This window comes from Mesorhizobium sp. (genome assembly GCF_024509055.1).
GTDB lineage: Bacteria > Pseudomonadota > Alphaproteobacteria > Rhizobiales > Rhizobiaceae > Mesorhizobium.
Map to the genome: position 1 here is coordinate 1 of NZ_JANINM010000508.1, position 10,712 is coordinate 10,712.

10 protein-coding genes and 1 tRNA gene are annotated in these 10,712 nt (G+C 63.4%); 1 reads left to right on the top strand and 10 read right to left on the bottom strand.

Going from position 1 to position 10,712, the window contains the following annotated elements; genetic code table 11:
- Window positions 1-218: 218 nt before the first annotated feature.
- Window positions 219-303: transfer RNA gene (locus Q0L57_RS29955), tRNA-Leu, on the bottom strand.
- Window positions 304-484: 181 nt separating this feature from the next.
- Here Q0L57_RS29955 and lipB point away from each other — a divergent pair.
- The gene (gene lipB / locus Q0L57_RS29960; RefSeq protein WP_296746710.1) at window positions 485-1,228 is read left to right on the top strand and encodes a lipoyl(octanoyl) transferase LipB; all 744 of its coding nucleotides are present in this window, start codon (window positions 485-487) and stop codon (window positions 1,226-1,228) included.
- 10 nt (window positions 1,229-1,238) lie between these two features.
- On the opposite strand, the gene Q0L57_RS29965 is transcribed toward lipB, so the two are convergent.
- The 9 genes from Q0L57_RS29965 to Q0L57_RS30005 all read right to left on the bottom strand — a co-directional run.
- Window positions 1,239-2,489, bottom strand: coding sequence for an SRPBCC family protein (locus Q0L57_RS29965; RefSeq protein WP_296746701.1), 1,251 nt, complete (start codon window positions 2,487-2,489; stop codon window positions 1,239-1,241).
- A 544-nt stretch (window positions 2,490-3,033) separates the two neighbouring features.
- Window positions 3,034-3,717, bottom strand: a complete 684-nt coding sequence (locus Q0L57_RS29970) for an ABC transporter ATP-binding protein (protein ID WP_296746702.1) — start codon at window positions 3,715-3,717, stop codon at window positions 3,034-3,036.
- Window positions 3,714-4,997, bottom strand: coding sequence for a lipoprotein-releasing ABC transporter permease subunit (locus Q0L57_RS29975; RefSeq protein ID WP_296746703.1), 1,284 nt, complete (start codon window positions 4,995-4,997; stop codon window positions 3,714-3,716). The genes Q0L57_RS29970 and Q0L57_RS29975 overlap by 4 nt, the downstream gene beginning before the upstream one ends.
- Window positions 4,994-6,322 carry a proline--tRNA ligase gene (gene proS, locus Q0L57_RS29980; protein ID WP_296746704.1) on the bottom strand — a complete coding sequence of 443 codons (1,329 nt, stop codon included), beginning with the start codon at window positions 6,320-6,322 and terminating at the stop codon, window positions 4,994-4,996. Before proS ends, Q0L57_RS29975 begins: the two co-directional genes overlap by 4 nt.
- A gap of 572 nt (window positions 6,323-6,894) precedes the next feature.
- Window positions 6,895-7,179, bottom strand: a complete 285-nt coding sequence (locus tag Q0L57_RS29985) for a DUF1467 family protein (RefSeq protein ID WP_296746705.1) — start codon at window positions 7,177-7,179, stop codon at window positions 6,895-6,897.
- On the bottom strand, window positions 7,176-7,580 hold the full coding sequence (gene mce, locus Q0L57_RS29990; RefSeq protein WP_296746706.1) for a methylmalonyl-CoA epimerase: 405 nt from the start codon (window positions 7,578-7,580) through the stop codon (window positions 7,176-7,178). Before mce ends, Q0L57_RS29985 begins: the two co-directional genes overlap by 4 nt.
- Window positions 7,581-7,676: 96 nt before the next feature.
- Window positions 7,677-9,347, bottom strand: a complete 1,671-nt coding sequence (locus tag Q0L57_RS29995; protein ID WP_296746707.1) for a ribonuclease J — start codon at window positions 9,345-9,347, stop codon at window positions 7,677-7,679.
- Window positions 9,348-9,443: 96 nt separating this feature from the next.
- Window positions 9,444-10,265: a biotin--[acetyl-CoA-carboxylase] ligase gene (locus Q0L57_RS30000; RefSeq protein ID WP_296746708.1), complete on the bottom strand. Its 822-nt coding sequence runs from the start codon at window positions 10,263-10,265 to the stop codon at window positions 9,444-9,446.
- A gap of 4 nt (window positions 10,266-10,269) precedes the next feature.
- Window positions 10,270-10,712 (bottom strand): proton-conducting transporter membrane subunit (locus Q0L57_RS30005; RefSeq protein WP_296746709.1); only part of this gene is annotated, 443 nt, incomplete at its 5' end.

Here is a 10,712-nt window from a genome sequence, read left to right on the forward strand (position 1 = left end):
ACGCCGGCGTCGTCATCGTGCCCACCCCCGCCTCCTTCGGCGAGGTCGTCGCCGATACGCTGGCACGCACCAAGAAGGCGGCATAGCCTCACTGCTTGAACATGATTGCAATGGCGGCGGCGGTCTGATCGACTTGCCGCCGCTGCTGTTCCAGCAGCACGGTGTCGCTCGCCAGTGCTGACACCGCAGATCGGTCAGAAGCAAATTGTCGGAGATTTTGGTGCGGTCGAGAAGACTCGAACTTCCACGGGTTGCCCCACAGCGACCTCAACGCTGCGCGTCTACCAATTCCGCCACGACCGCACGTGGTAGGAGCCGGAACCGTCCGGCCCGGGGCCTGTAGCAAATCGTTTCCGGCGAAACAAGTGCGCCGTGCGGAATATTCGTCGCTGATTTCCACAACCCGTCACGAACGGGTGGCGCGCTGCCGGAACTGGACGTTTCGACCGATTGCCGCCATATGAGGGCAAGTCGAGATTGAATGATGACAGAACGCAGCCAGATCGCCACGTCGTTCCTGCCCCTGCCCGGTTCGGCGCCGGTCGAATGGGTGATCGAGCCTGGCCTCGCCTCCTATCCGGATGCCCTCGCCTTCATGGAAGCGCGCGCCGAGGCGGTCCGCTCCGGAGCGGCTGCGGAGATGGTCTGGCTGGTCGAACATCCGCCGCTGTACACCGCCGGCACCAGCGCGCGCATAGAGGACCTGATCGATCCTGACCGGTTCCCGGTCTTTGCCGCCGGGCGCGGCGGCGAATACACCTATCACGGCCCGGGCCAGCGCGTTGCCTATGTGATTCTCGACCTCAAGCGCCGGCGCGAGGATGTCCGCGCCTTCGTCGCCGCGCTGGAGCAATGGATCATCGGCACGCTTGCCGCCTTCAACGTGCGCGGCGAACGGCGCGAGGACCGCGTCGGCGTCTGGGTGGTGCGGCCGGACCGCCCCGCCCTACCCGACGGCACCCCTGCCGAAGACAAGATCGCCGCAATAGGCATCCGGCTGCGGCGCTGGGTGAGCTTTCATGGCATCGCCATCAATGTCGAGCCGGATCTCGGCCATTTTGGCGGGATCGTGCCCTGCGGCGTTTCGGATCACGGCGTCACCAGCCTCGTCGACCTTGGCCTGCCGGTCACAATGGCCGACCTCGATGTGGCTCTGAAAACCGCCTTCGAGGATGTCTTCGGGCCTGCCGCGGTTCCAGTTGCGGAGCTGGCACGCAAGGCGGGGTGACACCCAGTTCTCACATCAGCTGCGCGGAGGCCCACAGCATCCCATAGCCATGGATGGCGAAGACCGCGAGCAGCGCGCCGGCCATGGCTAGCCGGTCGAAGGGCCGGATCGGCTTCAACTCATGACGCGGCTTTACGCCGCTTCCCATGGTGAGCAGGCTGAGGATCGAGAACACCGCGCCCGCGACCAGCAGAAAGCTCGGCGAAAAACCCGCCCGCCAACCGATCGCGAGCAAAGCCGAAAGCAGGAAGAATGAGGCGAGCGCGAGCGCGGCCGGTCCGGGGCAGATCTGGCGCAGCACCTGGCCGCCGTCGAACTTCCACACCGGCACCAGGTTGGCGATGTTGAACAACGACGCGCAGCCGGCAAGCGTCGCAAGCAGCGCGGCCGCAAGCCGATATCCCTCCCCGTTGGCATAGCCGCTGGCAGCGATCAGCACCGGCACCAGGAAGGCGGAGAAGCCCGCGCCCATCAGGGCCACGAACGCCACCTCGAAACGGCTGTCATAGGGCCTGCCGCCCATGGCGATGCCGCCGAGCAGCGGAATGAAGATCATCCTGGCCCTGCGATGCCCCATCAGTCGGAACGCTGCCATATGGCCAAGCTCGTGCAGCGCCACCACCGAAGTCAGGATAGCGGCCAGCGCCAACCCGCCGAGATTGAGCCCGAAGAACGGCCATAGGATGAAGGCCGAAAGCACGGCGAAGCCGATCTGGCTCACCGGATGCTCGAACAAGCCACCTTTGCGGTACTCTCCTGTCTTCGCCCATACGTCGAGCTTGCGAAGCTCACGCCGCATGGCGAAGAAGCGGAAGATCAGGAAGGCGACGCCGCGATAGCGATCGGTCTGCGTGAACGTGACCCGCGTCCGGTCGCCCTCGGGCGCGAGTTCCGTTGTCTCTCGATAGTTCGCCCAAAAAGACGGATCGAGCGCCGTGTCCTCGATGACGCGCATCGAAAACCGGCTGCCTTCGGCGACATCGGCGAATCGCGCCTTGCGCTCGATCGGCTGGCCGTCCCGGCCTTCCCAGGACAGTCTGATCAGCGCGTTGCCCTCGCTATCCAGGTCTTGGGCCGAAAGGATTTCAGCCGACCAGCCGGCGTCGCTGCCGAACGGCCACAGTGCCTGCCAGAGGCGATCACGCTCCGCCGCTATCACACGGCTGGCGCGGACCGTGCGCAGCCCTAGCGGCGCCGTCATCAGCAGAAAGATCAGTCCGAGATTTCCGGCCACGAGAAGGACCGTGACGATGGCCGACACTGCCTTTGCTCCCTGTCTTGAAGAGGCAGCCTAGCGGTGGCGCGGCCAAGAAAAGCTTAACAAAGGGCGAGCTCTTGCTCGTCCCGAACGGCGGGCTCTTGTCTGGCCCGAACCACAGGACGGGCCGATTGCCCGTCCGGAATGCGACGGCGAAACCGCCTGCTCACATGGCGCCAATCAACATCGCCATGGAAATGAGAAAGGTGCTCATGCAAACCAGCGAGACGACATCCTGAACCAGATCGGCCATAACTCTCTCCTGTTGTTAGTATGTTCGTAATTTGTTCTAATTTTGTTCGAATGTCAACGATCGCGAAAACGCGCGCCGGCCGAATCCGGGCGATCCCGTTGTGCAGGGTTAAGGAAAGGTTGACGGCCACCAAAGTTGGTGAAAGGGCGCCAGGGTGTGTTGAGATTCAGGTCAGGCCGAGCCGAGGATGGTGGCTTCCGAGAACCGGAGCGGAGCGTACTTCTGGGTACGTGAGCACCGGAAGCGCAGGAGGCCGCCTTTCGCAGGCCGGCCTCACCTGAATATCAACGCAGCCTACAGGGGGACGACCTTGCCCTCGGCAAGCGTCACCCGTCGATCCATGCGCCCGGCGAGCTCGTGGTTGTGGGTGGCGATCAGCGCCGCAAGGCCCGACTGCCTGACCAGTGCCTCCAGCGCGTCGAAGACATAGGAAGCGGTTGTCGGGTCGAGGTTGCCGGTCGGTTCGTCGGCCAGGAGCACCAGCGGCGCGTTGGCGACGGCGCGTGCGATAGCGACGCGCTGCTGCTCACCGCCCGAAAGCTCCGCCGGCCGGTGCTGCGCGCGCTTGCCGATCTGCATATAGTCGAGAAGCTGCGCCGCTCGCTCGGACGCTTCCTTGGGAGGAAGCCCTTTGATCAGTTGCGGCATCATGATGTTTTCGAGCGCCGAGAATTCCGGCAGCAGATGATGGAACTGGTAGACGAAGCCGACATCGTTGCGGCGAATTGCGGTGCGCTCCTCATCCGAAAGCCGGCCGCAAGCGCGGCCGCCGAGGATCACGTCGCCGGCGTCTGGTCGCTCCAACAGCCCCGCCGTGTGCAGCAGGGTCGACTTGCCGGTGCCCGATGGCGCCACTAGCGCCACCATCTCGCCACGCCTGAGCGAGAAGTCGGCGCCGTTCAGGATTGTCAGCTTGCGCGGCCCCTGGACGTAGTGCCGCTCGACGCCCTTCAACTCGATAATGGCCTCCGCCATCATTCGTACCTCAAGGCTTCGACGGGATCGAGCCTGGCTGCGCGCCAGGCCGGGAAAACGGTCGCCAGGAACGACAGGCCCAGCGCCATGATGACGACATAGGTCGTCTCGCGCGCGTCCATCTTCGCCGGCAACTGGCTCAGGAAATAGAGCTCCGGGTTGAACAGGATCTTGCCGGTCATCCACGAGAAGAACTGGCGGATCGACTCGATGTTGGCGCAGATGACAACACCGAGCAGCACCCCGGCGATCGTGCCGGTGACGCCGATCGCTGCTCCCGTCATCAGGAAGATGCGCAGGATCGCGCCGCGCGAGGCGCCCATCGTGCGCAGGATGGCGATGTCGTGGCCCTTGTCCTTCACCAGCATCACCAGGCCGGAAATGATGTTGAGCGCCGCCACCAGCACGATCAGCGTCAGGATCATGAACATGACGTTGCGCTCGACCTGAAGGGCCGAGAAGAAGGTCTCGTTGCGCTGTCGCCAGTCGACGATATCGATCGGCCGTTGAGCCGCCTGCTCGACCAGCGGCTTCAGCGCGTCGACATTGTCGGGGTTGTCGACATAGATTTCGATCGTCTGCGCCCGCCCGTCCATGTTGAAATAGAGCTGCGCTTCGGAGAACGGCATATAGACGATCGAGCTGTCATACTCCGACATGCCAACCTCGAAGATCGCCGTGACCTTATAGCCCTTCATGCGCGGCGTCGTGCCAAGCGGCGTCACGTCTCCTTCGGGCGAAATCAGCGTGATGGTGTCGCCGAGCACGAGGCCGAGATTCTCGGCCATACGCCTGCCGATCGCCACGCCGTCGCCCGTGTCGAAGCCGTCGAGCGTGCCTTGCTTGATGTTGCTGGCGACGATCGAGATCTTGTTCAGATCCTCGCCGCGGATGCCGCGCACCAGCGCGCCGGTGCCGCCGCCGACATTGCCCTGCGCCAGCACCTGCCCATCGATCAGCGGGATGGCATATTTGATGCCGGGGACGCCGTTGATGCGGCTCGCCACCTGGGCATAGTCTTCCAGCGGCGAATCGAGCGGCTGCACGATCAGATGGCCGTTGACGCCGAGGATGCGGGTGAGCAGTTCCGCTCGAAAACCGTTCATGACGGCCATGACCACGATCAGCGTGGCGACGCCCAGCATGATGCCGAGGAAGGAGATCGAGGCGATCACCGAGATCACCGTCTCCTTGCGCCGTGAGCGCAGGTAGCGCCACGCCACCATGCGCTCGAAGCCCGAAAAGGCCCCCGCCGGTTTTCTGGCAGCCGCCACCTCGGTCATGCAGCGATACCCAGGCGCTTCTTGGCCTCGGCGACCGGCAGCGTCTCGCGCTCGCCCGTCCGGCGGTTCTTGATCTCGACCTCGCCGGCGGCGACGCCGCGCGGACCGACGATCACCTGCCACGGCAGCCCGATCAGGTCGGCGGTGGCGAACTTGCCGCCCGGCCGCTGGTCGGTATCGTCGTAGAGCACGTCCTTGCCGGCCGAAGTCAGCGCCGCGTAAAGCTCGTCGCAGACGCGGTCGCATTCGCCGTCGCCCGCCTTCATGTTGATCAGGCCGATATCGAACGGCGCAACGGCTTCCGGCCAGATGATGCCGTTCTCGTCATGGCTCGCCTCGATGATCGCCGCAACCAGGCGCGACGGGCCGATGCCGTAGGAGCCGCCGGAGGCGAAATGGTCCTTGCCGTCAGGGCCGGTCACCTTGGCGCCCATCGGCTTCGAATACTTCTCGCCGAAATGGAAGATGTGGCCGACCTCGATGCCGCGCGCCGAGAGCCGGTCTGCTTCGGGAACTTTCTCCCAGGCCGCCTCGTCATGCATTTCGTCGGTGGCGGCGTAAGGTGTCGTCCATTCCTTCACAATACCGCCGATCTCGCCGTCATTGGCGAAATCCGTGCTCGCACCAGGCACGTCGAGCGAGAGATAGGCGCGATCGCAGAACACCTGGCTTTCACCGGTCTCGGCCAGGATGATGAATTCGTGGCTGAGGTCGCCACCGATCGGCCCGGTATCAGCCCTCATCGGGATCGCCTGCAGCCCCATGCGCGTGAACGTCCTGAGGTAGGACACGAACATGCGATTGTAGGCTGCCCTGGCGCCCTCGAAATCGAGGTCGAAGGAATAAGCGTCCTTCATCAGGAATTCGCGCGAACGCATCACGCCGAAGCGAGGGCGCACCTCGTCGCGGAACTTCCACTGGATGTGGTAGAGGTTGAGCGGCAGGTCCTTGTAGGACTTCACATAGGCGCGGAATATCTCGGTGACCATTTCCTCGTTGGTCGGACCGTAGAGCATGTCGCGGTCCTGCCGGTCCTTGATGCGCAGCATCTCCTTGCCGTAGTCGTTGTAACGGCCGCTCTCGCGCCACAAATCCGCCGACTGGATGGTCGGCATCAGTATTTCCAGCGCGCCGGCGCGGTTCTGCTCCTCACGGATGATCTGGCAGACCTTGTCCAGCACCCGCTTGCCGAGTGGCAGCCAGGAAAAACTGCCCTGCCCCTGCTGGCGGATCATGCCGGCGCGCAGCATCAGCCGATGCGAAACGATTTCGGCTTCGCGGGGATTTTCTTTGAGAATAGGCAGGAAGTAGCGCGACAAACGCATGGACTGGTCCGTGAATGAAAATGGCGGCGCAAGAATCGGCGCAACCGAGGCTGCTTGCCCGGGCTTCATAGCCATTTCATGACGGAATGGAAACCCGAGTGCCCCAAAGTATCGAGGCCTTCTGCCCCTAACCAAAAAGGGCATCTTGGCGCGAAAGTGGCGCAAATGGCTTTTTGATCGATTCACAAGCAAGCCCTGCCGCACTATTGTGCAGTGCAGCACGATATTGCCCGTTTCGAGGCAAAATTCTTCGTGACATTTTCACCTGCGTTGGTCTAGTGTGCGCCGATAACCGAGAGGGCGGAGAAAAATCTGCTCTCCTACGCGGTCAAAGTCTTGGGAGGATGCGATCTAGGCGCGGTAACTCGCTGCCGCCGGACACCGGAAACGGATCGGACGCGTTTAAATTGCAAGGCCTCGTGCCTTGCATTTTTTTTGTGCAATCATCTACTTAGCACGACAAACTGCCGAACAGCATGACGTCTAATCGGTCAGCGAAATCGGAAGCCGGCTTCCGAATTCAACCAGCGCGCGTGGCTGTTGCTCAATACTTGCGGAAACTGTGTAAGACTTTAGTTGCTGCCACTATGACTAAAGTCCGGCACGATGTGCGGGATGTCGTCGAAGCCGTATCCCAGGCCCTTCGTCACCCCGTAGAACGCACCGATGACGATCGCGGTGACGATCGTGGTGCGTATGACGGCGCGCAGCATATGCGGGCCGCGCGGCGCGCTCGAAACCGTGCCGAGCGTCACGTCCTCATCCTCGTCCTGCGTGCGCAGGCTGAAGGGCAGCACGGCAAACAGCACCAGCCACCAGGTGACGAAGAACAGCGCTACCAGCGAAACCCAGTTCATGCCTGCTCCAGTTCCACGAGCGTGCCGAAGAAGTCCTTGGGATGCAGGAACAGCACCGGCTTGCCATGCGCGCCAGTCTTCGGGTTGCCGTCGCCGAGCACGCGCGCGCCGCTCGCCTTCAGATGGTCACGCGCCGCCAGAATGTCATCGACCTCGTAGCAGACGTGATGCATGCCGCCCGACGGATTCTTCTCCAGGAAAGCGGCAATGGGAGATGCCTCGCCCAGCGGCTCGAGCAATTCGATCTTGGTGTTGCCGACATCGACGAACACCACCGTCACGCCATGCTCGGGCAGCGCCTGAGGCGCGCTCAGCCGCGCACCGAGCGTATCGCGGTAGGCAGCACTCGCGGCGGCCAGATCCGGCACGGCAAGCGCGACATGGTTCAGGCGTCCGAGCATACAACGCTCCGCTTTTGGGGAGTAAGGGAGTAGGGGAAAAACACAGATCGTTCTTCCATACTCCCCTACTGCCTTACTCCCCTATTTCCGTATTCGTCACCGCGTGACAAACACAGTCACCAGCGGCTTCTTGCCCCAGGCTTCGTTGGCGGCGCCGCGGACGGCGCGACGTACCGCCTCCTGCACCAGGTCGAGGTCTTTTCGGCGCTGGCGGGGGATAGAGTCCACCGCGCCGATTGCCGCATCGAGCATCAGGTCTTCCAGCGTCTCGCCTTTGCCGTCGGCCTCGGCGACGCCGATCGCCACCAGGTCGGGGTCTCCGGCAAGCTCATATTTGTCGTCGAGCACGACATTGACCGCGACATGGCCCGCGAAGGACAGCTTGCGCCGGTCGCGTATGCCCATTGCCTGATCGGTGCCGATCAACTGCCCATCCTTGTAGAGCCTGCCGAACGGCACCTGGTCGATGATCGTCGCCGGGCCAGGCCAGAGCCTCAGCATATCGCCGTCGCGCACCTGCGCCACCTGTCCGATGCCAGAAATCGACATCAGCGAGCCTTGCGCGACCAGATGCGCCGCCTCGCCATGCACCGGCACGCCGATCTTCGGCCGCACCCATTCATACATCTTGCGCAGCTCGCTGCGGCGCGGATGGCCGGAGACATGCACCAGCGCGTCGCCGTCCTCGATGATCTTCATGCCGAGATCGATCAGGCGGTTCTTGATCTCGAGGATCGCCTTCTCGTTGCCGGGAATGGTGCGCGAGGAAAAGACCACGGTATCGCCAGCCGTCAGCGATACAGATTTCATCTCGTCGCGCGACAGCTTCGCCAGCGCCGCCAGCGGCTCGCCCTGGCTGCCGGTGCAGATGATCACCAGGTTCTCGCGCGGGATATAGCCGTAATCCTCCTCGGAGATGAATTCAGGCAGGCCGTCCATATAGCCGAGCTCGCCGGCGACATCGATGACGCGCTTCAGCGACCGGCCTAGCACCAGGCACTGACGTCCGGCATCGCGCGCCGCCCGGGCGATCGACACGATGCGGCCGACATTGGAGGAAAAGGTGGTGACCGCGACGCGGCCCTTGGCGCTCTCGATGACGCCCTTGAGGCCCTCGCCCACCGCTACTTCGGAGGGCGACTCGCCTTCCCTCAATGCATTGGTTGAATCGCAGATCAGCGCCAGCACGCCCTTCTCGCCATAGGCGCGGAAGCGCGCCTCATCGGTCTTCGGGCCGATCGTCGGTTCCGGATCAATCTTCCAGTCGCCAGTATGGATGACAGTGCCGGCAGGCGTGGTGATGGCGAGCGACATTGGCTCGGGGATCGAATGCGCGACAGGGATAGCCTCGATCTCGAACGGGCCTATCGTAAACTTTTCGCCGGCCCGGTAGATCGTCGCCGGGATCTTCGGCGCGCCCTGCTCGCCCTGCCGCTTGGCCTCCAACAGCCCCGCGGTGAACGGCGTCATCCAGACAGGCACCTTGAGCTTCGGCCAGACGTCGAGCAGCGCGCCGTAGTGGTCCTCATGCGCATGTGTGATGACGATGCCGCGCAACCCGTCGAGATTCTCCTCGATGAAACGGGTGTCGGGCAGGATCAGGTCGACACCCGGATGCGCGCTATCTGGAAAGGTGACGCCGACATCGACGACGATCCATTCGCGCGCATCGGCCGGCCCATAGCCGTAAAGGGCGAAGTTCATGCCGATCTCGCCGACGCCGCCAAGCGGCGCAAAGACGAGTTCGGCGTTTTCGGTATTCGCCATGAATTCTTTCCTTCCTGGCCTTTCAGGCCAAGTCCACCGAGCAACTCCAGGAAAAATGTCTAACCGTTTTCCGTCCGGAATTGCGCAAAAACAAAATTATACCCGCGCCGAAGCGACTGCGCCAAAGTGCACATCGCCGGCAGCGATGGTCAGTACCGATCCTGCATCGTCGCGGATCACGAAACGGCAGTCCTCGTCAATGGTCTCGAAGACGCCGCGCACCACATTGCCGTCGATTCTGACAGCAACCTCGCCGCCGAGGCCGGCGGCGCGGGTCAGCCAGCGCTGCCTAATGGCAACCAGTCCCCGACCCTCGTCCCACAGCCTGGCGTTCTCGCTCCAGGCGTCGGACAGCGCCAGGAACAGGGTCTCGGCGTCGCAGCCGGCGCCCAGTGCCTGCAGCGAGGTCGCGGGATATGGCAAATCCTCGGGAAAGGCCACGACATTGACGCCAATGCCAACTGCGACGGCAAAGCGGCCGCCCTCCAGCATCGCCGATTCCAGCAGGATGCCGGCCAGCTTGGCACCCGATGCCAACACATCGTTCGGCCATTTCAACTCGAAGCGGTTACGCCCCTGGCTAGCCCCGTCGAGCGCGACGGCGATCCTGCCCTGCGGCACGACCGCGTCGAGCGCGTCGGCAAGTGCCAAACCCGCGACAAAGCCTAAGGTTGCGGCGAGCCGAAGCTCGCCGCCGGGAACCAGGAGCAGCGTTGCCGCCAGATTGCCTTCGGGTGTCGCCCATGCGCGACCACGCCTGCCGCGACCGCTTTCCTGCTTCTTCGAGACCACCCAGAGTTTGCCCGGATCACCGGCCCGCGCGTGGTCCAGCGCCAGCGCGTTGGTGGATCCTACGCTGTCATGGGCCTCGAGCCGGAATCCTTCCGACGCCGCGGTTGGAGCCAGCCGAAATGCCATTCCGTTAGAAGAACGTCTTGGCAGCAGCTTCGGCGTAGTTGCCGATCGGTCCGCCGATCAGCACGTAGAACAGCACGAAGGCGCCGCTGACGCCGAGCACGAGGCGCAGTTCGCTGGCCATCGGCACGAAGCCGCCGACCGGCTCGTCGAACCACATGATTTTGATGATGCGCAGGTAGTAGTAAGCGCCCACCACCGAAGCCAGCACGCCGATGATCGCCAGCGCGTAAAGATGCGCGTTGATGGCGGCGAGGAAGACGTACCATTTCCCCCAGAAACCCGCAAGCGGCGGGATGCCGGCCAGCGAGAACATCAGGATGGTAAGGATGGTGGCCATGATCGGGTTGGTGGTGGCAAGGCCCGAAAGGTCGCTGATCTGCTCCACATTGCCCTCCTTGCGCCGCATGGCGAGGATGAAGGCGAAGGTGCCGAGCGTCATCACCAGAT